Consider the following 25,574-nt stretch of genomic DNA (forward strand, 5'->3'; position numbering starts at 1 on the left):
TTCCCTCGGCTATTGTAACGGTTTCGGGCGACGAAGAATGGATGCATGACGTTGCAGAAATAAGCCGGTGGAAACAGAACAAGAGCGACTCGGTTCTGCAATCCCTTCGCAGCTACTCTCCATGAGTGTTTTGAGGATGGTGTAAACGTAAAGAGAGTGGATGGTGATTCCTATAATAAAACAAAGGAGAGGATGATCTTTGACTACTTTTCAACAAGTACCCTCCACGTCTAGTACTGTGAAGCTGTATGAAGTGACTTATCAAAGTGGTCCTTATCAAGTAAAAGGGTGTCTGGCAAAACCTGTTAAACATACTGCCACATTGCCAGGTTTGTTATATCTGCGCGGAGGATATAAATCATTCGGCATGGTTAGCAAGGAGTGGGTAACCACACTTGCAAAAGAGGGATATGTAGTGTTTGCCCCATACTACCGGGGAAATGAAGGAGGGGAAGGCTCAGAAGATTTCATTGGGGAGGACCGGGAGGATGCTGCAGCTGCATTTGACGTATTAGCCGGCCATGAGGGGTTGATGAGAGAAGAATCCACATAATGGGTTTTTCAAGAGGGGGAGCAATGGCTTTGTTCACAGCCATTGCCAGGCCTCAGTCTTCTTCTGTGGTAGTATGGAGCGGTGTAACCGATATGCGGCTGACGTATGAGGAAAGGGAGGACTTACAAAAGACATTTCGAAAGGTTACAGGCGGCACTCCCGCTCAAGAGCCGGAAGAATATGAAAGGCGGACCCCTATAAAGTATATTGAAAAATTATCCGTTCCATTGTTAATTATTCACAGCAGAAAAGATGAGAATGTTTCAATCAATCATGCTTACTTACTCCAGCGGGAAATGGAAAAGTATGAAAACCCATGCGAAGCAAAAATATATAATGATTTTTCGCACCATTTAAATGACCTTGATCGTAAAAAGGTACTTCAAGAGGCTTGTGACTGGATGAAAAAATGGGAGGAAAACAAAAGAAAAGACGCCCTCTAAGGCGTCTTTTTCATCATTTAGATTGTAGGTCCAGCATTTTTGATTTCTTCTAACGTGTTTTCAAACTTTGAGAAGTTCTGTTTGAATTTAGAAGCAAGCTCTTTTGCTTTTTTCTCGTAAGCTTCAGGATCTTCCACGTTTGCTTTGGCTGCAGGACTTCATCTGGCACTCCCGGACACTGAACAGGAATGTTTAAGCCAAAGATTGGATCTACGGCTGTCTCGACAGAATCAAGCTCCCCTTGAAGTGCAGATTGAATCATAGCCCGAGTATAAGGGAGGTTCATTCTCTTTCCGATTCCGTATGGACCGCCGGACCAACCGGTGTTGACTAAGAAAACCTGCACGTTATGCTGAGTGATCTTTTCTCCGAGCATTTCAGCGTAATGAGAAGCTTCTAATGGGAGGAAAGGAGAACCAAAGCATGTTGAGAACGTTGCTTCAGGTTCCGTTACCCCTCTTTCAGTACCAGCCAGCTTACTCGTATAACCGCTTAAGAAATGGTACATTGCCTGTTCTTTTGTTAACTTGCTGATCGGAGGCAGGACGCCAAACGCATCAGCAGTTAAGAAGATAATTGTTGTTGGATGCCCGGCCATACTTGGCACAAGAGCATTATCAATATTATCAAGAGGGTAGGCTGCACGCGTGTTTTCCGTCAAAGCCGTGTCTTCATAGTCAGGTTTTCCTGTTTTCGCATCAACCATTACATTTTCAAGAACAGAACCAAAACGGATCGCATCCCAGATTTGTGGTTCCTTGTCGTAAGAAAGATTCACACATTTTGCGTAGCAGCCGCCTTCGATATTAAAGACACCGTTATTTGACCAGCCATGTTCATCATCACCGATTAAAAAACGATGAGGGTCAGCTGAAAGAGTCGTTTTCCCTGTACCTGAAAGCCCGAAGAATAATGCTACATCACCTTCTTCTCCCACATTTGCAGAGCAGTGCATCGGTAGAACATCCTTTTCCGGGAGAAGGTAGTTCATTACTGAAAAGATTGACTTCTTCATTTCACCTGCGTATTCCGTTCCGCCGATCAATACAATTCTCTCTTCAAAAGAAACGATGATAAACGTTTCCGATTTTGTGCCATCAACTTCAGGATCGGCCTTAAATTCAGGAGCAGAGATAATCGTAAATTCCGCTTCATGGCGGTCAAGTTCGTCTTCCGTTGGACGAATGAAAAGCTGCTTTGCAAACAGGTTATGCCAGGCGTATTCATTTATGACCTGAAGAGGAAGACGATAAGCAGGGTCAACACCAGCATATCCACGTGTAACATATACTTCGTCTTTTTCTTGAAGGTGAGCAAGCACTTTTTTATACAGATTAGAAAAAATTTCTTTATCAATAGGCTGGTTGACAGGACCCCAGTCCACCTTTTCACGTGCAGGAGACTCATCAACAATATATTTATCTTTAGGAGAGCGGCCAGTATATTTTCCGGTATCTACACTAAGGGCTCCAGAAGCTGTCAGTTTCCCTTCGTTCCTCATTAAAGATTTCTCTACTAATTTAGAAACAGGCAAATCATAAAGGACATTTCCCCCGTGTAACACATTTTTTAATTCGGTAGTGAAGCAGACGGTATTATTCATGGCAGCAAAATCCTTTCTATCCAAAAAGTTAAAATTAAAGTAACCTTTATCCTCTATGTTGAAATTAGTATAACACATTTAAAGATATAGTCTATACTATTTTTAAAAATTTAAGTGTGTTTATGATTTTTTTGGAAAAAAGCCCAGTAAAAGCGGTCTTCAGGGAATGGTTTAATATTAGAGTATGGACTACTGTGTTTTATGTACCTTATGTTAATCCTTTTACCTTTTGTGGAATATGTCACTACAACGATATTTTTACTTCCTATAATTAATTGTGCTTTTTGGAAAGTGATTTCTGTGATTTTTAGATGCTGTGGAGGTAGAAACATACTATAAAAGTAGAGGAAGGTGGACGCTATGGCAGCCAGCTGGTCAAATAAATCTTACATCGTCTTTTATGACAGTTTATGTCCTTTGTGTAAAAAAACAAAGAGATACTTTGAACGTCTGGATTGGTTCAATCGAATGCACTGGGTTTCTATTCATGAACCTGGATTGAAAGAGAAATTTCCATTTTTACAGCAGCAAAAAATTCAAGAAGAGATTCACTTTATTGTTAACGGTACTTACCTGTATACAGGTTTTGAAGCGGTACGAAGAATGATGCTCTTAATGCCTGCTACTTCTCTTATTGGGGCACTCCTGCATTCTCCCGGAATGTTAAAAGCCGGCCGGAGATCCTACAAATGGATTGCAAAAAATCGTTATTCTATGCTGAATGAAACATGCGAAGGCGGTGCTTGCTCGATTCAGCAAAGATCGAATTAAGTTATGCTATTTTAAAAAAAGGTAACGTATTTCTTTAGAATAGCTTATAGATGTTTCTAAGTTGACATAGCAATGTGACTACGTTATGATATGTCGCGAACGGATACTCTTATCCCGAGTTGGTGGAGGGACAGGCCCTGTGAAACCCAGCAACCACCCAGTGAAATGGGGGAAAGGTGCTAACCTGGCAAGACAGTTTGTCTTGGAAGATAAGAGGCGAAAAAGGTGAAACGATCAAAACCCTTTTCCTCGCCAAGGAAAAGGTTTTATGCTATACGATCAGTCTTATAAGATCGTATGAAAATAAGGAGTGCTGACCATAGCCGCCTTGTTTAGATTTTTCTTTCTCCTTTTACACTTGCCGCATCTGGGAATGAGTGCCGTATTATTCGTAATCGGAAAAGGAGGATATAATTAGATGGAAGCAAAAGGAAAAAGACTTTTCACTTCAGAATCTGTAACAGAAGGACATCCAGATAAAATTTGTGACCAGATCTCAGACGCTATTCTGGATGAAATCTTAAAAGAAGATCCAAATGCAAGGGTAGCATGCGAAACAACAGTTAACACTGGCTTAGTACTGGTGGCAGGTGAAATTACGACATCTACATATGTCGATATCCCTAAAATTGCAAGAGAAACGTTAAAAAACATTGGGTATACAAGGGCAAAGTATGGTTTTGACTATGAAACGTGTGCCGTTTTAACGTCCATTGATGAGCAGTCAGCTGATATAGCCCAGGGTGTGGACAAAGCACTTGAAGCAAGAGAAGGAAATATGACAGAGGAAGAAATTGAGGCAATTGGGGCAGGAGACCAAGGATTAATGTTTGGTTATGCAGATAACGAAACAAAAGAGCTTATGCCTTTGCCAATTTCACTTTCTCATAAGCTTGCCCGCCGTCTCACGGAGGTACGTAAAAAAGAAATTCTTCCATATTTACGTCCTGACGGAAAGACTCAGGTAACGGTTGAATATGGTGAAGATGGAAAGCCAGTCAGAGTGGATACCATTGTTATTTCTTCCCAGCATCACGCGGATGTGACACTTGAGCAGATTGACCTCGATTTGAAGGAGCATGTCATTGAGCCAGTAGTGCCTGCAGAACTATTAGATGCAGAAACGAAATACTTTATTAACCCTACAGGCCGTTTTGTTATTGGCGGACCCCAAGGTGATGCTGGGTTGACCGGCCGTAAGATTATTGTTGATACGTATGGAGGGTATGCCCGCCACGGAGGTGGTGCGTTTTCAGGTAAGGATCCTACAAAGGTCGACCGCTCTGCTTCTTACGCTGCCCGCTATGTTGCAAAGAACATCGTTGCAGCAGAATTGGCAGACAAATGTGAAGTGCAGCTTGCTTACGCGATCGGAGTAGCACAGCCAGTATCCATTTCAATCGAAACGTTTGGCACAGGAAAGGTTTCAGAAGAAACACTTGTAAAAGTGGTGCGGGAAAACTTTGACCTGAGACCGGCAGGAATTATTAAAATGATGGACCTTCGTCGTCCTATTTATAAGCAGACTGCTGCCTACGGCCACTTTGGACGGACTGATATCGAGCTTCCATGGGAAAACACCGATAAAGCAGAAGCGTTGTCTTCCATGGCCCAGCAATATGAGTAAGTAAATAAACAGGCTGTTGAGAAGTCTTTCTCAGCAGCCTGTTTTTCTATGAGTCAGCTTATTCAATTCCCCAAGTCCGTGCCTGCCAGGATTTTGTCGGACTCTTTATTCTGCAGGTGTCTGGAACATATGTGAAAGCTCAAAAAAACCATGATCATATATCATGGTTAAAGGTGAAGTACTATTGATCATAAGATTTTAATTTTTCTCTGAGAAAAGCTTGTTCTTTTTCAACGATTCTCCCGAAATGATCCTGGTTCGTAGCTTTAAAAATTGCAAACGCGTTGTTGCAGCAGGAAAGAGCCTCGTCGTAATCATTGAGTAATACCAGGTTTTTTCCTTTTTGATAATAAAGTTCTCCAAGTATATAAAGACTTCGTGCGTGCAAGGATAAGGTAATACCTTCTTCACAACAAGAAATAGATTCTTCGTAATCTTTTACTTTTGTAAGCGATTTAGATAATGTGTACAAAAGTCTGATTGGAATCGATGGATCTTTAATTCTTTGAAACGCCTGTAGTTGCTTTAAGGTTTTTTCACAGATTGCAATAGCTTCTTCGCACTTATCCTCAAGGTTGAGAATAACAGCTATACTATTATATATTTCCCCTTTTCGTTCTGTAAAATCAGACATTTCATCTACCTGTAACGATTGCTGAAGCAATGACAGGGCATTAGCTGGATCCTTATCTACATGGTAAGCACAGATTCCTTTGTGCCACAAAAAGAACTGAAGATTAGACCCAGACTGAAAAAGCGGATTGTTTCTTTCTTGTTCCATTACATTCCTGACTTCCTTATAATCCTGAGAGGTAATAAGTTCTCTGATCTGATAAAACACCTCTTCGGCATAATAGGGACGGTCAGACCGCAGATCATCAAAAAAGTAATAAATATCGGTACCCAGGCGTTCAGCAATTTCAAAAAGAGTATTTGAATAAGGGATTATTGTTCCATTTTCTATTTTGCTGATTTGAGCTTGAGTACATATTCCTTTGGCTAGGTCTGCTTGTGTCATTTTTTGATATTTTCGTAGTTCGTAGATCTTTTTACCTACTCTTGAGAAATCCATAGGATCCTCACTCCCCCGCTATGCTTAAAATTATTTTACTCTATGTTTTCAAGAGAAGGAAGAAGAAAATTGTGGTTTTTTTTAACAGGACGCTGAATAAAAGGGATTTTTCAAAATTATTCAGTGATTATAATAGGAAGTAGAAGAGGGAGGGGAAGAAATTGATCATTTTACCATTTGTTTTTATTGGGGGAACGTTTGGGAGTCTTATGTTACTTAATAAACAAATTAATAAAAAAGAAGCTGAGGAAAACAGAGCTGACTTACGTGATCTGCCTTATCATCATTAATAGAAAACAAAAAGAAGAGAAAGGCTTCCCTTTCTCTTCTTTACATATTGGTTTTGGGACATCTTGTTTTGATGCATTAATGATTCACTATATTCGCATTTAAAAAGATGCAGTGACATCTTCTCTGCTAAGCTCCATCTTACTTTCCTGCATTTCTCTGTAATACTGTCCTTTGTCCCGATATGATTGCCTGACTCTTTCCATTTCTTTTAAATCTTCTTCATTCAGCTCTCTGACAACTTTTGCCGGTCTGCCTAAAGCAAGAGTATTAGGGGGAATTTTCTTCCCAGGCGGAATTAGGCTTCCTGCCCCTATGAAGGCCCCTTCACCAACCTCTGCCTTATCAAGTATTTGCGCTCCCATCCCTACGAGGGCACCTTTTCGTATAATGCAGCTATGTAGAAGTGCCATATGACCCACGGTCACATCATCCTCTAGGAGCAGTGTATTTTCCGGACTCTGATGGAGAACCGAATTGTCTTGTATATTTACTCGGCTGCCAATAATAGTGGGGGCTACATCCCCTCGGATGGCAGTATTAAACCATACACTTGATTCTTCCCCAATTGTTACATCACCTGTAATTGTCACGTATTCAGAAATATAAGCAGTCTTAGCTATCCTGGGAGATTTCCCTTTAAATGGATAAAACATAACATCCCTTCCTTTTTGTAAGATAGTACTGTAAGTGTAGCAAATAACATGTAAAATAAATAGAATAGAGACAGCTGTTATCTAGTAACGGGGAAGTCGACTTTCTAGAAAGGCAGGACGATCCAAATGAAGAAATGGAACAGCGAACATGCTATCGGAGTAGTAATCATAATTCACGGGGCTGGCGAGCATCATGGACGCTATCGCTGGGTCATAGATAAATTTAATAAGGAACGTTTACATGTGGTAGCAGGTGACTTGCCAGGGCAAGGACAGACTCGTGGAAAGCGGGGCCATATAGATAGTTTTGATCAATATATAGATACAATTTATAACTGGTATAAGGAGGCTGCTGAATATGACCTCCCGGTATTTCTATATGGTCACAGCATGGGAGGATTGATTGCGATTCGCTCAATGATGGAGAAGCATATGCCTATGAAGGGAGTCATTTTGTCTTCCCCTTGTCTTGGCTTATACGAATATCCAGGAAAAATGAAGGAATGGGCAACGAAGCTTCTTCATAGAGTTACCCCTACATGGGGCGGTGAATCAGGGATTCGCACAGAATATGTAACGAGAAGCCCGGAAATCAGAGAAGCTACAGGAATGATGAACTCCGGGTCACAAAGGTGAGTTACCGCTGGTATCAGGAATTAATCAAAGCAATGAGAATCAGCTTGATGGAAGCTGAGCGCTTCCCGGATGTTCCTCTTTTCACTATGGTTTCCGGTGACGATTATGTAGTTGATAAATATGCCGCTCATCGCTGGTTTAACCAGCTAACAACAAGTGACCGCTCTTTAAAGGAATGGAAAGGGCTATACCATGAACTATTGAACGAACCAGAAAGAGATTTGGTCTTCCGCTATGTTATGCGATTTATCCATACAAGATTGGAAGAGTAATCAGTAGTTTTGTGAATCAAAGCATGGTATCTTGATTAAATGAACAAATAAGTTTTAGGAGGACCAACGTTGAAAGTTCCAACTCAACCATGGACGATACTATATAAATTAAACAAAGAAACGATACCAGCCGCTCATTACTTCTTAAAAGAATGGAAGATAAAAGCCAGCGAAATTCCTAACCAGGAACTGAGAGAGCAAGCATTGGACAGTCTTACAAAAAAATATTTTCATTGTGAGGGCGGCTCGGCATTTGGATTGCTCGCCGGTCAGAGACAAAATCAAGTCATTCAGTTTATGGTAGCATACCAGACAATCTGTGATTATTTAGACAACTTATGTGATCAAAGTGAATCACTGGACCCGAATGATTTCAGGACTCTCCATAATGCCTTGGACGATGCCTTGACACCTGGTGCAGAGCTTAAAAACTATTACTATTACAGAGAAGGGCAGGAAGACGGCGGTTACCTTCATTCCCTTATTGAAACATGTCAAAATACATTAAGAACGTTTCCTGGTTTTCCAATGGCACAAGAGGATATGAGAGAGCTGTCTTCTTACTATCAGGATCTACAGGTTTATAAGCATGTGAAAAAGGAAGAAAGAGAGCCTCTCTTAAAAGAGTGGTATAAGAAACATGAAGACGTAATGCCAGATTTAACATGGTATGAGTTTTCTTCTGCCACCGCCTCCACGCTTGGTGTATATACTCTTGCCGGATATGCGGCCCGCGGGGAAGGAACGCCCTGGCTTTTTTCTAACATTAAAAATGCCTACTTTCCAGCTGTTCAGGGTCTTCATATATTACTAGATTATTTTATTGATCAAGAAGAGGATCACGCGGATGATGAACTTAATTTTATAAACTACTATGGAAATGAAGACGAGATGGTGCATCGTATGCACTTTTTTATGGATAAGGTGAAAACCAGTATTGAGAGACTGCCGGACCAAAAGTTTCATCAATTAATTTACCAGGGAGTTATCGCAATTTATCTAACAGATAATAAAGTCCAGTTGAACAAGGAAATGAAAGAAACAGCCAAACAAATCGTTCGATTTGGCGGCTTGTCATCAAGATTCTTTTATGTGAATAGCTGGGTGTTTCGAAGAATTAAATAAAAAAGAAAATGAAAAGAGGCTGACTCTGTTGTCAGCCTCTTTTTTCTATCGCTACTATAAAGGGGGATTATTCGTTTGATTCGTAAACTGGTAACGTAAAACATGAGCTTCCTGCTGATTCAGGTTTTCAGTAAAGGACAGAAGCTCATCACGTTCAATTTGTCCTTCTGCATGGCCATGATAAATGACGAGAATAATTAACCCCCCATCAGGCATAATGCTAAGAAGGTTTTTTACTGCGGTGATTGTTGTTTGAGGAGACGTGGTGATTGTTTTATCGCCCCCAGGGAGGTACCCAAGATTAAAGATAGCTGCTTTTAGTTTGAGGTGTTCCGACTTGGGAATAACGTCTGCTGCCTTGCAATGACTTTGTTGGAGCAGTGTGACGTGAGTCTCTAAGCCCGCCTTTTTGAGACGTTCCTTTGTGCTTTGTATCGCTTCTGGCTGAATATCAAAGCTGTAGACTCTGCCACTTTCACCTGTACGTTCAGCCAAGTATAACGTATCATGTCCATTCCCGGCAGTGGCGTCAACTGCTATATCGCCTTCCTGGACAACCAGATCTATGAGATGGCGGGCAAAAGGGAGTATGCGGTATAGATTCACGTTCCCCTCACCTCGCTTGGATGATAGTATTTTCCTTGCCATGTATCCCTTTTCTGAAATTCTGCTTCTATTGCATTTAACACTTTCCATTTGTTCATGCTCCACATCGGACCTACTAATAAATCTGCAGGTGCATCTCCTGTTAGACGATGAACAATCACCTGAGGAGGAAGGAGTTCAAGCTGGTCAACCACAAGACTTACATATTCATCAAAGTCCATAAACTCTACAAGACCTTTTTCATATTGCTTAATCATAGGGGTTTTTTCATCAGATGAAGAAGGTGAATCTTAATCCCCTGGATATCAAGCTTTGACACTTCTCGAACAGTTTCACGCATCATCTCATTTGTTTCTAAAGGCAGGCCATTGATAATATGGCAGCAAACCCGGATTCCGTGTTTTCTGAGTTTGTTGACCCCTTCAATATAACAGGCATAATCATGAGCTCTGTTAATCAGTTGAGAGGTTTTTTCATGTACAGTTTGAAGCCCCAGCTCTACCCATAAATAGGTGCGTTGATTAAGTTCAGCGAGATACTCTACTACATCATCAGGGAGACAATCAGGGCGAGTGGCAATGGAAAGGCCGACAACCCCTTCCTGTTGTAGAATGAGTTCATACATTTCTCTTAACTCTTCCACGGGAGCATAGGTGTTGCTAAAGGCTTGGAAATAGCCAATGTATTTTCCACTTTTCCATTTTTTATGCATACGCTCTTTTATCCCATGAAACTGCGTAAGAAGGTCGTCTTTGCGGTCACCTGCAAAATCACCTGAACCCCTTTGGGAGCAAAAAGTACATCCCCCGGACGCTACCTTTCCGTCTCGGTTTGGACAATCAAATCCTCCGTCCAAAGGTACTTTAAAAATTTTTTCTCCAAAATGGCTGCGAAGCTCATAATTCCATGTATGATAACGTTTATCTCCCCATAGCTGAGGAGTGTTCTGATAAGCATTAATAGACATTATTTTCTCTCCTTGTCAGTGTAATCTTGTCTTCCTTTATTGGTGACAAGAGAGTCCTAGTAGTAAACAGTACGTCTTATTGTAGCATGACTGCTTAATGGGAGAAAGTTGATGGGCTGCCTCAAGAGAAAGCAAAATTTTTCAGAAATAGGCTGCTGTTCACATCAATGGACAAATAAAGCCTTCTTGCTAAACGTCAGCCTTTCCCATACAATCAATTCGAAAGTCGAAATAGGGAGAGAGGGAATGCCTAAATTGATCTGGCTTTTAACCATTGGCATGATGATTAACGTAACAGGGATATCTTTCATCAAGGAAAAAAGAAACCGCAGCAATACACCGGAAAGGTTATGTTTATATCCTTTTGGATTTGGTGAAAATACTTAAAACGGCAACCTTGACAGGAATTTAGTAAATCCATAAAATATCAAGTATTAGTATGTAAAGCAAAGCTAGTTGTTATACGATTTCATTAATAGACAGCGACGTAGCAGAAGGGCTAGTAGCATTGTATCCGGGATCAGAGAGTTGACGGCTGGTGCGAGTCAATCAAGGAGCAATGTGAACTCACCTTTTAGTCTCAAAAGCGAAAAGGATTAGTAGCTTTTGACGCAGCTCTGCGTTATGGAGGAATAAGTGAGTGCTTTTTTAATAGGCACTAAACAGGGTGGTACCGCGGGAATTGACAGCCTCTCGTCCCTATCGTTTAACGCTAGATGGGAGGTTTTTTTACGTGCAAGAAACATGAATCACAATTTGCCTTTATAAAAAGCTAGTAAAATACTTATAAATTTCGAGGAGGACCACACATGGCATTTTCCCATGAAAACATTGAAAAGAAATGGCAGGAATATTGGGAACAAAATAAGACGTTTAAAACAGAAGAAGAAGAAGGAAAGCCTAAATTTTACGCTCTTGATATGTTTCCGTACCTTCAGGCGCGGGTCTTCATGTCGGGCACCCGGAAGGATACACAGCAACTGACATTTTATCAAGAATGAAAAGAATGCAAGGATATAACGTTCTCCATCCTATGGGATGGGATGCATTTGGACTGCCGGCGGAGCAGTATGCCCTTGATACAGGAAAACACCCTAGAGAATTTACACAGTCAAATATAGATAATTTTCGCCGCCAGATTAAATCATTAGGCTTCTCCTATGATTGGGACCTGGAAATTGATACAACAGACCCAAATTATTATAAGTGGACTCAGTGGATCTTTTTACAATTGTATAAAAAAGGGCTTGCCTATATGGATGAAATTGCTGTTAACTGGTGCCCGGCACTTGGTACTGTTCTTGCGAATGAGGAAGTAGTAGACGGGAAAAGTGAACGAGGCGGCCATCCCGTTGAAAGACGCCCCATGAAGCAATGGATGCTTAAAATAACAGCATACGCAGATCGTCTGCTAGAAGATTTAGAGGAACTGGACTGGCCGGAAAGCGTCAAGGATATGCAGCGCAACTGGATTGGCCGCTCTGAAGGAGCAGACGTGAACTTTACCATTGATGGGACAGACAAGTCATTCACCGTATTTACAACTCGCCCTGATACCCTATATGGAGCTACGTACTGCGTCTTTGCTCCTGAACATGAGCTTATTGAAGAAATTGTAACCCCAGAGCAAGCTGATAAGGTAAAAGAATACCAGCAAAAAGTAGCCACAAAAAGTGACTTGGAACGTACAGAGCTTCAAAAAGAGAAAACAGGGGTCTTTACGGGTGCTTATGCAGTGAACCCGGTAAATGGTGAAAAGCTTCCAATCTGGATTGCCGATTATGTACTTGTCAGCTACGGAAGCGGAGCCATTATGGCAGTTCCCGCTCATGACGAGCGCGACTATGAGTTTGCAAAACAGTTTGACCTTCCTATTAGAGAAGTAGTAGAAGGCGGTAACATAGAGGAAGAAGCCTATACGGAAGACGGTCCCCACGTCAATTCTGGTTTCTTAAACGGATTAGGTAAAGAAGAAGCGATTAAAAATATGATTGAGTGGCTGGAAGAAGAAAAGAAGGGCACAAAACAAATTACCTACCGCCTACGGGACTGGCTGTTCAGCCGCCAACGGTACTGGGGAGAGCCCATTCCTATTATTCACTGGGAGGATGGCACAATGTCTCCTGTTCCAGAAGAGGAGCTGCCTCTTGAGCTTCCTGAACTGGATGAGTTCAAACCGTCAGGGACAGGTGAATCTCCCTTGCAAATGCAGAGGGCTGGCTTGAAGTAACAGATCCTGAGACAGGCATGAGAGGCCGCAGGGAAACAAACACGATGCCTCAATGGGCAGGGAGCTGCTGGTACTACCTGCGGTATATCGACCCACAAAACAGCAAGGAAATCGCTGATCAGCAAAAAGTGAACCGCTGGCTGCCAGTAGATATTTACATTGGCGGTGCAGAGCATGCCGTTCTTCACCTTCTTTATGCCCGCTTTTGGCATAAGGTGCTTTATGACATTGGTGTGGTCCCTACCAAGGAGCCATTTCAGCGATTATATAACCAGGGGATGATCCTTGGGGAGAACAACGAAAAAATGAGCAAATCAAAAGGAAACGTAGTAAATCCAGATGAGATTGTAACCAGCCACGGGGCAGATACCCTTCGTCTGTATGAAATGTTTATGGGACCTCTTGACGCCTCGATTGCCTGGTCAGAAAATGGCCTGGATGGAGCAAAACGGTTTTTAGACAGAGTGTGGCGCTTGCTTGTGACTGACGATGAGAAGCTTAGCAATGCTGTGACTGAAGAAGAAGGCAGCAAGGAGTTTGCTCGTACTTATCACAAAGCTGTTCAAAAGGTTACAGAGGAGTTTGAAAACCTCCGCTTTAATACAGGGATCAGTCAGCTGATGGTATTTATCAATGAAGCCTACAAGCAGGATAAGCTTCCTAAAGAATATGTGGAAGGCTTTGTTAAGCTTCTTTCACCAGTAGCACCTCACATCTCGGAAGAGCTCTGGGAAAAGCTTGGCAATAATGAAAGCATCGCCTACCAAGAATGGCCGACGTATGAGGAAAGCATGCTGGTAGAAAATGAAGTAGAAATTGTTCTGCAAGTTAATGGAAAAGTCCGTTCCAAAACAGTTGTTCCTGCAGATGCCGACAGAGATCAAATGGAAGCTCTTGCAAAAGAAGACGAGAAGATTCAAAGTGCAATTGAAGGAAAAACGATCCGCAAAGTCATTGCGGTTCCAGGGAAACTGGTAAATATCGTTGCTAATTAAGAGAAAAGGCTGCTCGCTAATCGTATACATTCGTTTAGCGGGCAGCCTTTTTTTGTTGAGGAGAAAGTTTATCAGAATAATGGAAAGAGAGAATCTAAATTTGAATAAGCCAAATCTATAGCAGGAATCTTTAATCATCTCACGCCTAATTTACTGTGTATAAATGAAAGTTATGTGTATAACTTTGTGGATAACCATGAGATTTTTACACAATCTTTAAAAAAGCTAAGGTTAAACCCTTAAAGTAAGGCATTACTTATTCACAAAGCAGAAAGATAGTTATCCACATTATGTGAATAACTATCTTGAGGAACCTTGGTTATGCTCGAGAGCCTGCTCAGCAGCACTTTGTCCTGCAGTAAAGCCCGTAGAAAACGCTACTGTTATATTAAAGCCGCCAGTATATCCATGGATATCAAGAACTTCCCCGCAAAAATACAGTCCTTGCTTTAATCTGGATTCCATTCGTTTTGGATGAATCTCTTTTATGGAAACTCCGCCTCCGGTTACAAATGCTTCTTCAATGCTTAACGTACCATGAACATGAAAACGGAAGTCATGGAGAAGCTGTGCCAGTCTGCGAAGGTCCTGATTATTTGTTTCCCCAAGAGGCACAGATTCCTTAATTTCTGATCGGTGTAAGTAAAAAGAAAGCAGACGTTCGGGAGCCATGCCTCGCAATGCATTTTTAACAGCTTTGTTTGCCAGCTCTTTCTTTCTTTTGATTAATTCCTGAAAAAATCTTCTTCATTTTTATCAGGCTCTATGGAGATCCCCATTTCGATCGAGTCCACCGGAAACTTTTTAAATGCTTTCACAACATATTGGCTGCACCGAAGAGCAATAGGACCGGAAACCCCAAAGTGAGTAAAGATCATATCACCACGGTGAGACTTAATTGGCTTTCCTTTAGGGTTATACACAGTAAGTTCTGCCCCTTGAAGAGATAAGCTTGAAGAGATTTTTCTTTAATAAAGCTCTCCTCGGAAGTAATCGGAACTTCTGTAGGGTAAAGCTCTGTAATTGTATGGCCAGCTGCTTTGGCCCATGGATATCCGTCACCGGTTGACCCGGTATGAGGAACAGATTTGCCCCCCGTAGCGATTATGACTGCATTCGCATCAATTGATTCTTTGTTTTGAAGGGTGATGCCAAGAACTTTTTTATCGCTGTACCTGATTGTTTCCACAGGAGTGTCTGTTAACGTCTCTACCCCAAGTTCCTTCATTTTATTCAATAAAGTTCTTACCACCGTTATTGCCTTATCATTTACCGGAAACATCCGTCCCATGTCTTCCTCTTTTAAAGAGATTCCCATTCCTTCAAAAAATGCGATGATATCCTCGTTGTTAAAAATCGAAAATGGACTGTGCATAAACTTCCCATTGCCAGGAATATGAGCAATCAGATCTTTTGTCTCCATTCTATTGGTGACATTACAGCGTCCGCCGCCAGAGATAGCAAGCTTTCGACCGAGTTTTTTACCTTTATCAACAAGGAGAACGCTTGCACCATTTTTGCGGCTCCAATAGAGGCCATCAGCCCGGAAGGCCCTCCCCCAATAACAATTACATCATATTTCATCGATCTATCTCCTTTTCCTTGTATAACGATTACCATTCCAAGTGTGCTATGGTTGCTAAACAATAAATTGTAACGATATCATAACAAAGGAGAGAGAGCATTGCGACTTGAGACATTTTTATAAAAAACGGGTTGAAGTTGTGGAAAGAAGAGGGTATACAAAAAAAGGGAGGAGGATTAGGATGTTAACAAAACTTTCAATTAATACTGCTACAAGAGACGAAATGATTGATATAACTAGTAAAGTAAAGAACTTCATCAAAGAAAGTAATGTAGTTTCAGGTATTGTGACAGTCTATACAGCCCATACTACAGCAGGCATTACTGTAAACGAAAATGCAGATCCAGATGTCAAACATGATATGCTGATGAGGCTTGACGAGGTGTATCCCTGGATCATTCTAAGTATCGTCACGCAGAAGGAAATTCAGCCTCACATTTAAAAGCGAGTACAGTAGGAACACAGCAAACGTTAATCATAGAAGAGGGAGAAATAATCCTGGGAACGTGGCAGGGAATCTACTTTTGCGAATTTGATGGACCGCGGACCAGAACTGTCTATGTTAAGGTTATGAGTGAAGAATAAGCCATAATCAGGGAGGGCATGGATTATACTTAGTTGTCCTCTCTTTTGTATGGAAGATCTGTACGTATTATATATGTTTTTTACTAGGCGTTTTTATAATCTTATCAAGGCATCACATGTAACCCTTAAAGAGAAAGTACATAATTGGAGATGAAGGAATGGGAGATTCAAAATTTTTACGTGGGACGATGATCATGTCGTTGTCTACATTTTTATCTAAATTCTTAGGAATGATCTATGTCTTTCCTTTTGTTGCGCTTGTTGGAAACCAGGGCATGGCTTTGTACCAGTATGGGTACCTTCCTACACTCTCTTGTTGAGTTTGGCAACACTAGGGGTGCCGATGGCTGTATCCAAGTTTATCTCCAAGTATAATGCTCTGGGAGATTACCGTACGGGCCAGCGATTGTTTCAATCAGGGCTTATTTTTATGACGATCACAGGGTTTATCGCTTTTATTTTATTATTTATGATGGCGCCAACGATTGCAGGCTGGATCATTAGTGATCCTGATGATTTAAGCGGTAATGCTCTATCAGATGTTGTATTTACGATTCGTATGGTCAGTGTTGCTCTTCTGATTATCCCTGCTATGGCAGTGATCCGCGGTTATTTTCAGGGGTTTCAATCTATGGGGCCGACAGCTGTATCCCAGGTTGTAGAGCAGATCGTACGAATTATTTTCATATTATCAATGGCTTATTCCATCCTCTACATTTGGGACGGGGAACTTGGAACTGCAGTTGGTTTTGCTACCTTCGGAGCGTTTGTCGGAGGAATTGGAGCGCTGGCTGTTCTGTTGTATTACTGGAAAAAAAGAAAACATTTAATTAACAAAAAATCGAGGAAAGTACTGTCGATCACAATATTTCCTTGCCCTCTATGTACAAGGAGCTTATATCCTATGCACTTCCTATTTCGTTTGTAGGGTTAGCCATCCCTTTGTTTCAGCTGGTAGACCTTTTTTCTTTCAATAATGCATTAATTAACTCCGGGGCATTTATTCAAGGAGAGGCAGAAACTGCTTTTGGTGCTTACTCTGGTTCAGCACACAAATTAATTTTAATCCCAGTGGCTCTGGCGACTGCTATGTCTATCACCTTGATCCCGACTATTACAAACTCCTTTACAAATAAGGACCATAAGCTTTTGCAAAGCCAAATCACGCAGACTTACCAAATTATTTTATTTCTGTCGATTCCGGCAGCAGTAGGTTTATCCATTTTATCTTATCCTTCGTTTGGTGTGCTATTTGGTTTTGAAGACGTATCCGTTGGAGGGTATATCCTTAGATACTATGCACCGGTAGCTATATTCTTTTCATTATTTTCAGTAACCGCAGCAATTTTGCAAGGGATGAACCTGCAAAAATTTGCTGTCGTCTCGCTGACCACCGGGGTAGTCTTGAAGTTGTCATTAAACTACTGGTTTGTATTTATCATGGGGCCTGTGGGAAGCATTATGGCCACTTATATTGGATACGCTGCGGCGATTACGATCAATGTATGGGCAATAGGAAAGTATGCAAAATACGACTATACTCTCCTTGTGAAAAGATTCGGTCTTATTGCAGTGCTTGTTGCAGTAATGGGAATAGCCGTCTGGATTGTACAGGGAGGAGCTATGGTCCTCTTTCCGTTAGATTCTTGGTTTAATGCATTCCTTGTTCTTTCATTTAGTGTCTTTACCGGAGGAGTCCTGTACTTGGCAGCGAGCATGAAAACAGGATTGGCAGGAAAGGTGCTTGGGCATCGTTTTTCTATCTTAAAAACAGGGGACAAGTCATAGAAGATGAGAGGCGTCATTTATTGTTCACGAAAAGGGAGGCTCACTTGCAAAGGCAGGGGAAAGGGCTAATGTGCTGACTCCTTTTGTCGAGCGTTAATAGATGAATAGCCCCTTCATCCTCTTTCTCTAAGTGATGCAGGGTGATATAATAAGACAAACTACAGGTCGTTAATCTGTGGATAGATTGGGAGAAATTGGGGGAGGCCATGAAGTTAGAAAGGTATAAGGATTTTGACTGGATTCTGATAGGAGCTGTCTTTTTATTAAGTTTCTTCGGGATTATCATGGTCTACAGTGCCAGTTACCCGCTGGGAATCGACCTTGCCGATGATCCTGCGTACTTTTTTAAGAGACAATTAATATTTTTTATCGTAGGAACTCTTTTATTTTTTGTGGTGATGCATTTTCCCTACCGTTTTTATCGTAAGCTGACTCCTTTTATTATAACTGCATCTATCATTATGCTTGTGCTCGTCCTGCTGGTGGGATCAGAAGTAAATGGAGCTCAACGGTGGCTGGGAGTAGGGGCATTTCGAATTCAGCCTCTGAAATTGTAAAGCTTGGCATTGTCATATACTTAGCTCAAGTCTATTCTCAAAAGCAGCAATATATCAACTTATTTATTAAAGGGGTTATCCCCCATTAGTAGTGGTAGTGTTTATTTTTACATTAATTATGCTTCAACCGGATTTGGGGACAGCCACAGCAATTCTGCTGGTGACCGTTATTATTGTCTTTTTATCAGGAGCTCGTTTCCGTCACCTTGCTGTGCTGGGGGGCTTTCTGCTGTTGTTGTAGCCTGGCTGGCATTTCAGGCTCCTTACCGGGTCCAGCGTTTAGTAGCCTTTAGAGATCCTTTTGAATTTGCTGGTGATGCTGGCGGCTACCAGTTAGTACAATCATATATAGCCATCGCTCACGGCGGAATAACCGGAACGGGTTTAGGGCAAAGTGTACAAAAGCTTCATTATCTTCCGGAGCCTCACACTGACTTTATTCTGGCAGTAATAGCTGAAGAACTAGGAATGCTGGGAGTAGGGTTTCTATTAATCTGTCTCCTCGTTATAGCAGTTAGAGGACTTATGATCGGAATTCGCTGTAAAAACACATTTGGAACGCTGCTTGCTTTGGGTATTATATTTCAAATGATGAGTCAGGCTATTTTTAATGGCGGGGCAGTAACAGGACTTCTTCCTATTACAGGGATTACCCTTCCTTTTATCAGTTATGGCGGATCATCTCTTTTGGTATCTTTAGTCGCAGCAGGTATATTAGCAAACATCTCCAGAGAGAATTCGAAGGAAAAAAGGCTTGCTGAACAAGAGCCTGCTCATTATTCTAAAAAGCCTCATCAGGCTAAAGCGCATCACCTATAAGGATTCGGAAAGAACGTTGTCAGCCAAAGGCGGACAGCGTTTTTCATTCATTAGGATTCATGATTAAGAAGAGGAGGGTGTAAATTGTTACTGGTAGGATACGGGAAACTGGGAAGAGCGGTAGCTGTCTCAAAAAACAATGATCCTGTTAATGTTTATAATCGGACTGAAAGCAAAATAAAAGAAGAGCAAGAGGCTAATCTTATATACTGCGGACCGGAAAATTTTCACTTATTTTCCAGTGTGCTATTGTGTCTGCCTCCGCAAGCTTATGAGTCTTTCTTTACAAAATACGGCAGTTATTTTAAAGAGGGAACCATTATATACCATACAGCAACGGCAATGATGCAAAGTGAAGTCCAGCCTTTAGCTCAAGGATTGAAGGTAGTCCCATGCAAGTTCGCAGGCCATGCCCTACAATCAATAGAAGACCGAAGTGGCGGCGTATTTGTTATTCCACGGGGTTACCGGGAGGAGAGAAAAGGGCTGGAGGACTGGCTTTCTTCTTCTTTTAAAGTAATAGAAGGAAAGGAAGAAGATGTCCTTGAAGCAAATAAGGCTTCGACTGAAGAAGCAATGAGAATGATCTATTCTCTGCAAAAAAGGCTGGAGAAATCCTCTCTTCCTGATGAAGCAGCAAAGCAGATTATTACTCAAATTCCTCGAGGGGTAATTAAATCGTATTTACAAGGTAATCATGGCCATTTCGCCAAGAAAGTCCTTGAGGAGCTAACGAGCGAAGGTGAGGAGAGATAGGAATGCGATTAGATAAATTACTGGCTAACATTGGTTATGGAAGCCGAAAAGAAGTAAAAAAAATGCTGAAACAAGGAGGTGTCTTAATTGACGGAGTCCCTGCTAAAGGCGGCAATGAACATGTAGAGCCTGAAAAACAGGAGATCAGTGTATTTGGGGAGCCTATTGAATATCAGGAATATATTTATCTAATGATGAATAAGCGCTGGTGTGATTTCAGCAACCGAGGATGAGGTCCAGGAAACAGTGATAGATCTCCTTGAATTTGAAGATGCTGTACGTGGAATGTTTCCTGTAGGGCGACTTGATAAAGACACAACAGGACTCCTTCTTCTTACAAATGATGGGAAATTTTCACACGCTCTGACTTCACCGAAAAAAGGATTAACCAAGACATATGAAGCGCTTATCAACAAGCCGATAACAGAAGAGGATGTGCTTGAATTTCGCGACGGGGTTTATTTAGACGATGGCTATAAAACAAAGCCGGCCGTATTAAGCCAAAAAGAAAATGGTCAGCCTAATGAAATTACATTGGTCATAACAGAAGGTAAGTTTCATCAAGTGAAGCGTATGTTTGAATCAGTGGGAAAAAAGGTGCTGCAGCTTAAGCGTACGCACATCGGCTCCTTGCCATTGGATGAAGATCTTGAGCCAGGAGAGTACCGTGAAATGGCCAAGGACGATGTAGAAAAGCTTCTTGAAGAAGCGTACCAGAAACCAGGGGATTAATTTTTATTGTACGTTTTTCCGTTGCTGAACTTCTATTTTCTTTCAGATCAGGCCTGGATTTATCTCATGCTCTACGGAAAAAGAGAAAATAGGCAGGGGAAAGCTGGTGATCCACAATCGTGTAGTTGTTTCAAAAGGTTGAATCTGTTAAAAGTGCAAGCAAAAAAACCGGCCAGACGGCCGGAGTATATATAAGAATCGTAACAATTATTGTAATCAGGATACTTTTGTTTTCTTTTTGGTTGTGGTCCAGGTCCCTCGTGACGGGCTTTGGACAAGGTTGTTATACTCCAGAACATTCAAGTCGCGCTGTATGGTGCGCGGGGTGATACCGAACTCATCAACCAATTCCCTGGTTGTCACTGACCCCCTTCTCTTAATATAGAGGTAAATGGACTTAATTCGGGTAAGCATACGGTCGGTTGAAGTTCTCAAAAAACCACTCCTTAACCTTTTTTATGGTTGGAACAACCTGTTACCTGGGCCTCTCTCTTTTTATTACTATATTGATAAGGAGCTCTAACATGCTTCTTCTTTTGTCCTGATGCATATGACTTATATTTTATGGGACAAAATAGAAAAGCGTATGCACAAGAGCCAATAGTCTTATCAATAGCCCTGGTTACTATTTTATTGTACAATAATTCCGAACATTTGGCAAAAAAATCAACTTATAATTCAGGAAGGATGAAAAAAATGACTATAAATTGGATGGACGAAGTCCTGCAAAGAAAAGAAAAAATTTTAAAGTGAAACAAGTGAGTTTCTTTCTATTCCAAGCATATTGGACGAAACGACGGCAGCACCGAACGCTCCTTTTGGAAAAAAAGTTGCAGAAGCACTGGAATACATATTAGAAAAAGGGACGAAAGATGGGTTTTCCACTAAAAATGTAGAAGGGTATGCGGGCCATATACATTATGGTTCATACAAAGAAACTGTAGGAGTGCTATGCCATGTTGATGTAGTGCCACCAGGGGACGGATGGACTAATGATCCATTTAGCCCGGTAATTAAAGACGGCAAACTCATTGCACGCGGGGCGATTGATGACAAGGGACCGACAATGGCTGCCTATTTTGCTCTGCAGTTGATTAAGGATCTTGAACTGCCACTATCAAAAAACATAAGGTTAATCATCGGGGCGGACGAGGAAAGCGAGTGGAGATGTGTCAAACGCTACTTTGAAGAGGAACCAGTACCTGATACAGGTTTTGCTCCTGATGCTGAGTTCCCTGTTATATTCGCAGAAAAGGGCATTTGTGATTTTTTCTTTAAGGGGGCAGGAAGCAAATCAAAAGATGGGAAAGCTGACTTCCATTTAGATAAATTTAATGCTGGTCACCGCTTGAACATGGTGCCTGAGAAGGCGGAGGCTCACATTACGGCTGAGAGTGGACAGAAAGCATCAGATATGGCTGAACGTTTTGAATCTTTTCTGAAAAAAGAAGAGGTCACAGGCAGGAAGGAAAGAAGTGGAGATACACTGGTGTTAACACTCGAAGGTAAAGCCGCACATGGCTCTCTTCCTCAGCAAGGAATCAATGCTGGCGTAATAATGGCCCAATTTCTAAATAAGGTACCAATGGATAAACGTGGAGGGTCGTTTGTCGAGCTCATTAGTACCCATTTTTCCGATTTTGTAGGAGAAAAAGCGGGTATCGAAATAGAAGATGAGGTAAGCGGCCATTTGACAATCAACCCAGGACTGGTCCGGTACAATGAAGAGACAGATGAGCTTGGTGTAAATATTCGCTACCCCGTAAAAGCGTCTTACGAGACAATTAAAGCTCAATTGGAGCACATCGCCCAGAAGTTTGAGATGAAAATAGATGTGGCGGCTCACAAAGGCCCTCATTTTGTTGATCCTGAAGACCCGTTAGTTCAAACTCTCCAAAAAGTATATGAAAAGTACACAGAGGACAAGTCGTCTCCTATTGCGATAGGAGGGGGAACTTATGCAAGAGCTATGACCTCTGGCGTTGCTTTTGGCCCTCTTTTCCCAGGGAGAGAAGAAGTGGCACACCAAAGATGAACATATTTTTGTAGAAGATTTATTGAAGTGCACAGCTATCTATGCGGAAGCGTTGTACGAGCTATCAAAAAATAAAAGAAGCGCCCGAAAACCGGGCGCTTCCTTTATTAGAACCAGGCTAGAACTCAAACAGGTCTGTTGATAAGTAACGTTCTCCTGTATCACAGGTGATAGCAACGACTGTTTCCTCTGGGGTTAGACGTTTAGCTACTTCTAATGCTGCAAAGCACGCTGCACCCGAGGACGGCCCAACAAGTATTCCCTCTTTTGCGGCAAGTTCCCGTGTGGTTTGGTAGGCATCTTCATCGGTTATTTTGAAAATTTCATCGTAAACCTCTTGGTTCAGGACTGGAGGGATAAAGCCTGGGCTGGTGCCTACAAGTTTATGTGGCCCTGGTTTACCTCCTGATAGAACTGGAGACCCAAAAGGCTCCACTACATGAGCAGTCATACGGGGAAAAAATTTCTTTAATTCCTCGGCTGTTCCCGTAATTGTGCCTCCTGTTCCTGAAGCTGCTACAAAAGCACTTAAAGGCTTTTGTATATCTTCTTCTACTGCTTCTTTGATTTCCACAGCCGTTGTTTTTCGGTGAGCATTTGGGTTGGCTTCATTCTCAAACTGCATAGGTAAATAGCTGTTGGGTATTTCTTGTGCCAGCTTGTGAGCTTTGTCAATGGCTCCGGGCATTTTTAAATCTCCTGGGGTTAACACGACTTCTGCCCCGTATGCCTTCAGAAGGTTTATTCTTTCCAAGGACATCGTATCAGGCATGACAAGAATGGAACGATAGCCTCTTGCAGATGCATTCATTGCTAAGCCAATTCCTGTATTTCCTGAAGTTGGTTCAATAATTGTTGTATGCTGATTTATAAGTCCGGCTTTTTCTCCTTCAACAATCATATTTTTAGCTGCTCTGTCTTTCACACTGCCACTTGGGTTTTGAAACTCCAGTTTAAGGTATACAGAGGCGCCAGTATTGCCGGGTAATCTATTCAGTTTTAGAAGAGGAGTATGTCCTACGAGGTCCGACATGTTGTTGACCACTCTCATTATTTCACTTCCTTCTTGGATGCAGCATCTTATAACGATGAAGAACACTGTTAGTTTGTATATTCTTCAATATTTTATCATAATTGAAATTACAAATCCTATCCCCTGATCTGACGTAAGAAAAGAGTAAGCAAAATGAAAGGCGTGTTGTTAGTGTATAAAGGAGTTATGTTTGATATGGATAATACCTTATTATCCTCTACGATAGATTTTAAAAGAATGCGAAAGGATTGTTTCCAAGTTGTAACCAAATATCATGAGGAAGGCTCTACGCTTTTTTCACCAGACACTGCCGCTCCTGCAGAATGATAGAATGGGGAAAAAAGCAAGGAAACAAAAACAGGTAACCATGCAATGGTTGAGGAAATGCTGGCCTGTGTTGAGGAATGTGAGAAAGAAGGCATGAAAGAAGCGGCCTTAGAGCCTGGGGCAAAAGAGGTTCTTTCTTACCTTTTAACTAAAAAATATCATGTAGTGGTTGTTACTAACAATGCCACAGCCTCAGCCGAGTATGCTTTAAAAAGGACAGGAGTGGACCACCTTTTTAAGGACATCATAGGCAGAGATAAAATGAAAGCTTTAAAGCCATCCTCTGACTCAGTCATGTCTGTCTTAAAAAAGAATCCTGCTATTCCTGCAAAAGGGTGGCTTATGGTGGGGGATTCCTGGATTGACGGGAAAGCAGCAAACGGAGCAGATGTCCCCTTTATATTGTATAAAGGACAAAGGGAAGAGATAAGAGAAAAAGGGGTAAAGCTCTTATCACATATCCAGCACTTAAATGAATTGTACAAAATATGTTAAGTCAAAATGTAAAGGAGGAATGTCCCTTGGCACAGCATCCACATTATTTTATCGGCCTGACTGTCTCTGAGGACGCAAGGAAAGAGCTTCATACGATGGAGCAGCGACACTCTCAAACCTTATTATTTAAAAAGTGGGTACATCCCCAGGATTACCATATTACATTGGCTTTTTTAGGAGGAAGTTCCGATTCACAAATTGAGAAGGTGAAACAAGAGGTGAGAGAATATGTTAAGGATATCCCCCCTTTCTCCCTGGCTTTAAAAGGAGTTGGAACATTTGGCAAAAAAGATGAGCTAGAATATTCTGGGCGGGTGTGACAGAGCCAAAAGAACTTCACACCCTTCAGCGGCAGGTTGTTCACGCCTGTGAGACAATTGGTTTTACTTTTGACAACAAGCCCTTTCGTCCTCACATCACACTTTCCAGAAAGTGGAAGGGGGGAGGGTCTTATCAAAAACATGTGGAAGAATCACAAATTGAAAAAGATTTAACTTCTAGCTCATGGAAGGTGACAAACTGTGTTCTTTTTCGGACTCACTTAGACCGGACACCGAAATACGAGATCATGGCCACCTTTCCTTTTGTGAACGTGGAGGAGAAATAATGGACGTTATCAGAACAATTTTGCATATTGCTATTTTATATGGTTTTTATGTATTAGGAAGCTGGATTCAGGAATTGTTTAATTTAGTGATACCAGGAAGTATTATAGGAATGCTTCTCCTGCTGTTTCTTTTTTTACAAAAGTATTGACTCCTAAAATGGTGGAGAGAGGAGCAGTCTCTCTCCTTTCTCATATGCCTATATTGTTTTTGCCCATTACGATTGGCATTATCGAATTTCTGGATGTTCTTTCGGGAGGTGGAGTGCTGCTGATCTTTGTAGCGCTTATTAGTACAGTGATTGTAATGGTCGTTTCATCATTGGTCAGTCAAATACTAGCTAAAAGGAGGGAGAGACAGCTTGAACGAATGGTGGATTAGTCTGATTGCTGTGGCTGCTACCCTGGTTACAT

Annotated in this window: 19 protein-coding genes, 11 pseudogenes, 1 riboswitch and 1 other annotated feature; of the genes and pseudogenes, 22 read left to right on the forward strand and 8 right to left on the reverse strand. The window is 41.6% G+C overall.

Going from position 1 to position 25,574, the window contains the following annotated elements; all coding sequences use genetic code 11:
- Positions 1-199: 199 nt before the first annotated feature.
- Entirely contained in the window at positions 200-553 is a 354-nt protein-coding gene (locus JCM19033_RS25715) for a S9 family peptidase (protein WP_269758147.1), read from the forward strand.
- A 23-nt stretch (positions 554-576) separates the two neighbouring features.
- On the forward strand, positions 577-996 hold the full coding sequence (locus JCM19033_RS25720; protein ID WP_269758148.1) for a S9 family peptidase: 420 nt from the start codon (positions 577-579) through the stop codon (positions 994-996).
- Positions 997-1,013: 17 nt separating this feature from the next.
- On the opposite strand, the pseudogene pckA reads toward JCM19033_RS25720, so the two are convergent.
- Positions 1,014-2,599 (reverse strand): annotated as a pseudogene (gene pckA / locus JCM19033_RS11235) (phosphoenolpyruvate carboxykinase (ATP)).
- Positions 2,600-2,959: 360 nt separating this feature from the next.
- Here pckA and JCM19033_RS11240 point away from each other — a divergent pair.
- Both JCM19033_RS11240 and metK read left to right on the forward strand, forming a co-directional pair.
- Positions 2,960-3,370: a thiol-disulfide oxidoreductase DCC family protein gene (locus JCM19033_RS11240; protein ID WP_054636374.1), complete on the forward strand. Its 411-nt coding sequence runs from the start codon at positions 2,960-2,962 to the stop codon at positions 3,368-3,370.
- 106 nt (positions 3,371-3,476) lie between these two features.
- Positions 3,477-3,586: riboswitch (SAM riboswitch) on the forward strand.
- Positions 3,587-3,788: 202 nt separating this feature from the next.
- On the forward strand, positions 3,789-4,997 hold the full coding sequence (gene metK, locus JCM19033_RS11245) for a methionine adenosyltransferase (protein WP_054636375.1): 1,209 nt from the start codon (positions 3,789-3,791) through the stop codon (positions 4,995-4,997).
- Positions 4,998-5,178: 181 nt separating this feature from the next.
- Here the strand turns inward: metK and JCM19033_RS11250 are convergent, their stop codons facing one another.
- Positions 5,179-6,069, reverse strand: coding sequence for a helix-turn-helix domain-containing protein (locus JCM19033_RS11250; protein WP_054636376.1), 891 nt, complete (start codon positions 6,067-6,069; stop codon positions 5,179-5,181).
- 161 nt (positions 6,070-6,230) lie between these two features.
- Here JCM19033_RS11250 and JCM19033_RS25725 point away from each other — a divergent pair, with 161 nt between their 5' ends.
- A complete protein-coding gene (locus tag JCM19033_RS25725; protein WP_269758149.1) occupies positions 6,231-6,359 on the forward strand; it encodes a hypothetical protein in 129 nt (42 codons plus the stop codon).
- Positions 6,360-6,458: 99 nt separating this feature from the next.
- Here the strand turns inward: JCM19033_RS25725 and JCM19033_RS11255 are convergent, their stop codons facing one another.
- Complete coding sequence (locus JCM19033_RS11255; RefSeq protein WP_054636377.1) at positions 6,459-7,013, reverse strand: gamma carbonic anhydrase family protein; 555 nt, start codon at positions 7,011-7,013, stop codon at positions 6,459-6,461.
- A gap of 126 nt (positions 7,014-7,139) precedes the next feature.
- Between JCM19033_RS11255 and JCM19033_RS11260 the strand changes: the two are divergent.
- Positions 7,140-7,921, forward strand: a pseudogene (locus tag JCM19033_RS11260) (lysophospholipase).
- 69 nt (positions 7,922-7,990) lie between these two features.
- Positions 7,991-9,046: a tetraprenyl-beta-curcumene synthase family protein gene (locus JCM19033_RS11265; RefSeq protein ID WP_054636378.1), complete on the forward strand. Its 1,056-nt coding sequence runs from the start codon at positions 7,991-7,993 to the stop codon at positions 9,044-9,046.
- Between the two features lie 31 nt (positions 9,047-9,077).
- Here JCM19033_RS11265 and JCM19033_RS11270 read toward each other — a convergent pair.
- A pseudogene (locus tag JCM19033_RS11270) lies at positions 9,078-9,652 on the reverse strand (class I SAM-dependent methyltransferase).
- Positions 9,649-10,619: pseudogene (locus tag JCM19033_RS11275) on the reverse strand (TIGR01212 family radical SAM protein). Before JCM19033_RS11275 ends, JCM19033_RS11270 begins: the two co-directional pseudogenes overlap by 4 nt.
- A gap of 246 nt (positions 10,620-10,865) precedes the next feature.
- Here JCM19033_RS11275 and JCM19033_RS23440 point away from each other — a divergent pair.
- Together JCM19033_RS23440 and leuS are read left to right on the forward strand one after the other, a co-directional pair.
- The gene (locus JCM19033_RS23440) at positions 10,866-11,006 is read left to right on the forward strand and encodes a hypothetical protein (protein ID WP_157049845.1); all 141 of its coding nucleotides are present in this window, start codon (positions 10,866-10,868) and stop codon (positions 11,004-11,006) included.
- A 92-nt stretch (positions 11,007-11,098) separates the two neighbouring features.
- Positions 11,099-11,323 (forward strand) — a binding site (T-box leader).
- 105 nt (positions 11,324-11,428) lie between these two features.
- Positions 11,429-13,844: pseudogene (leuS, locus tag JCM19033_RS11285) on the forward strand (leucine--tRNA ligase).
- A gap of 300 nt (positions 13,845-14,144) precedes the next feature.
- Here the strand turns inward: leuS and JCM19033_RS11290 are convergent.
- A pseudogene (locus tag JCM19033_RS11290) lies at positions 14,145-15,428 on the reverse strand (NAD(P)/FAD-dependent oxidoreductase).
- A 182-nt stretch (positions 15,429-15,610) separates the two neighbouring features.
- On the opposite strand from JCM19033_RS11290, the pseudogene JCM19033_RS11295 reads away from it, so the two are divergent.
- The 8 genes and pseudogenes from JCM19033_RS11295 to JCM19033_RS11315 all read left to right on the forward strand — a co-directional run bounded on the left by JCM19033_RS11295 (position 15,611) and on the right by JCM19033_RS11315 (position 20,666).
- A pseudogene (locus JCM19033_RS11295) lies at positions 15,611-16,014 on the forward strand (secondary thiamine-phosphate synthase enzyme YjbQ).
- 158 nt (positions 16,015-16,172) lie between these two features.
- Entirely contained in the window at positions 16,173-16,334 is a 162-nt protein-coding gene (locus JCM19033_RS27470) for a hypothetical protein (protein WP_306301325.1), read from the forward strand.
- Between the two features lie 17 nt (positions 16,335-16,351).
- Entirely contained in the window at positions 16,352-16,942 is a 591-nt protein-coding gene (locus tag JCM19033_RS27475; protein ID WP_306301330.1) for an oligosaccharide flippase family protein, read from the forward strand.
- Complete coding sequence (locus JCM19033_RS27480) at positions 16,897-17,802, forward strand: polysaccharide biosynthesis C-terminal domain-containing protein (RefSeq protein WP_306301326.1); 906 nt, start codon at positions 16,897-16,899, stop codon at positions 17,800-17,802. Before JCM19033_RS27475 ends, JCM19033_RS27480 begins: the two co-directional genes overlap by 46 nt.
- 206 nt (positions 17,803-18,008) lie before the next feature.
- The gene (locus JCM19033_RS27485) at positions 18,009-18,359 is read left to right on the forward strand and encodes an FtsW/RodA/SpoVE family cell cycle protein (RefSeq protein WP_306301327.1); all 351 of its coding nucleotides are present in this window, start codon (positions 18,009-18,011) and stop codon (positions 18,357-18,359) included.
- A gap of 118 nt (positions 18,360-18,477) precedes the next feature.
- Positions 18,478-19,178: pseudogene (locus JCM19033_RS27490) on the forward strand (FtsW/RodA/SpoVE family cell cycle protein).
- 84 nt (positions 19,179-19,262) lie between these two features.
- Positions 19,263-19,934, forward strand: a complete 672-nt coding sequence (locus tag JCM19033_RS11310; protein WP_054636381.1) for a hypothetical protein — start codon at positions 19,263-19,265, stop codon at positions 19,932-19,934.
- A gap of 2 nt (positions 19,935-19,936) precedes the next feature.
- Positions 19,937-20,666 (forward strand): annotated as a pseudogene (locus JCM19033_RS11315) (pseudouridine synthase).
- Between the two features lie 216 nt (positions 20,667-20,882).
- Here the strand turns inward: JCM19033_RS11315 and JCM19033_RS22220 are convergent.
- Positions 20,883-21,101, reverse strand: coding sequence for a DeoR family transcriptional regulator (locus tag JCM19033_RS22220; protein WP_083465399.1), 219 nt, complete (start codon positions 21,099-21,101; stop codon positions 20,883-20,885).
- A 261-nt stretch (positions 21,102-21,362) separates the two neighbouring features.
- On the opposite strand from JCM19033_RS22220, the pseudogene pepV reads away from it, so the two are divergent.
- A pseudogene (gene pepV, locus JCM19033_RS11325) lies at positions 21,363-22,771 on the forward strand (dipeptidase PepV); the annotation flags it as partial.
- 48 nt (positions 22,772-22,819) lie between these two features.
- Here pepV and cysK read toward each other — a convergent pair.
- The gene (gene cysK / locus JCM19033_RS11330; RefSeq protein ID WP_054636383.1) at positions 22,820-23,752 is read right to left on the reverse strand and encodes a cysteine synthase A; all 933 of its coding nucleotides are present in this window, start codon (positions 23,750-23,752) and stop codon (positions 22,820-22,822) included.
- Positions 23,753-24,106: 354 nt separating this feature from the next.
- On the opposite strand from cysK, the gene JCM19033_RS11335 reads away from it, so the two are divergent.
- From JCM19033_RS11335 to JCM19033_RS23445, 4 genes and pseudogenes are all read left to right on the forward strand, one after another.
- Positions 24,107-24,556, forward strand: a complete 450-nt coding sequence (locus JCM19033_RS11335; protein WP_054636384.1) for an HAD family hydrolase — start codon at positions 24,107-24,109, stop codon at positions 24,554-24,556.
- Between the two features lie 26 nt (positions 24,557-24,582).
- Entirely contained in the window at positions 24,583-24,876 is a 294-nt protein-coding gene (gene thpR, locus JCM19033_RS11340; RefSeq protein ID WP_054636385.1) for an RNA 2',3'-cyclic phosphodiesterase, read from the forward strand.
- Positions 24,873-25,163, forward strand: a complete 291-nt coding sequence (locus tag JCM19033_RS11345) for a 2'-5' RNA ligase family protein (protein ID WP_054636386.1) — start codon at positions 24,873-24,875, stop codon at positions 25,161-25,163. The genes thpR and JCM19033_RS11345 overlap by 4 nt, the downstream gene beginning before the upstream one ends.
- A gap of 110 nt (positions 25,164-25,273) precedes the next feature.
- Positions 25,274-25,542 (forward strand): annotated as a pseudogene (locus JCM19033_RS23445) (CidA/LrgA family protein).
- Positions 25,543-25,574 lie beyond the last annotated feature (32 nt).

This window comes from Thalassobacillus sp. C254, assembly GCF_001310615.1.

Excerpts from the sequence above, each read along its gene's own strand:
- JCM19033_RS23440 (WP_157049845.1), top strand. The coding sequence starts at position 10,866 with ATGCCTAAATTGATCTGGCTTTTAACCATTGGCATGATGATTAACGTA.
- JCM19033_RS11335 (WP_054636384.1), top strand. The coding sequence starts at position 24,107 with ATGGTTGAGGAAATGCTGGCCTGTGTTGAGGAATGTGAGAAAGAAGGC.
- JCM19033_RS11240 (WP_054636374.1), top strand. The coding sequence starts at position 2,960 with ATGGCAGCCAGCTGGTCAAATAAATCTTACATCGTCTTTTATGACAGT.
- metK (WP_054636375.1), top strand. The coding sequence starts at position 3,789 with ATGGAAGCAAAAGGAAAAAGACTTTTCACTTCAGAATCTGTAACAGAA.
- JCM19033_RS11250 (WP_054636376.1), bottom strand. The coding sequence starts at position 6,069 with ATGGATTTCTCAAGAGTAGGTAAAAAGATCTACGAACTACGAAAATAT.
- cysK (WP_054636383.1), bottom strand. The coding sequence starts at position 23,752 with ATGAGAGTGGTCAACAACATGTCGGACCTCGTAGGACATACTCCTCTT.
- JCM19033_RS27485 (WP_306301327.1), top strand. The coding sequence starts at position 18,009 with ATGAAGTTAGAAAGGTATAAGGATTTTGACTGGATTCTGATAGGAGCT.
- JCM19033_RS25720 (WP_269758148.1), top strand. The coding sequence starts at position 577 with ATGGCTTTGTTCACAGCCATTGCCAGGCCTCAGTCTTCTTCTGTGGTA.
- JCM19033_RS27470 (WP_306301325.1), top strand. The coding sequence starts at position 16,173 with ATGGGAGATTCAAAATTTTTACGTGGGACGATGATCATGTCGTTGTCT.
- JCM19033_RS11255 (WP_054636377.1), bottom strand. The coding sequence starts at position 7,013 with ATGTTTTATCCATTTAAAGGGAAATCTCCCAGGATAGCTAAGACTGCT.
- JCM19033_RS27480 (WP_306301326.1), top strand. The coding sequence starts at position 16,897 with ATGTACAAGGAGCTTATATCCTATGCACTTCCTATTTCGTTTGTAGGG.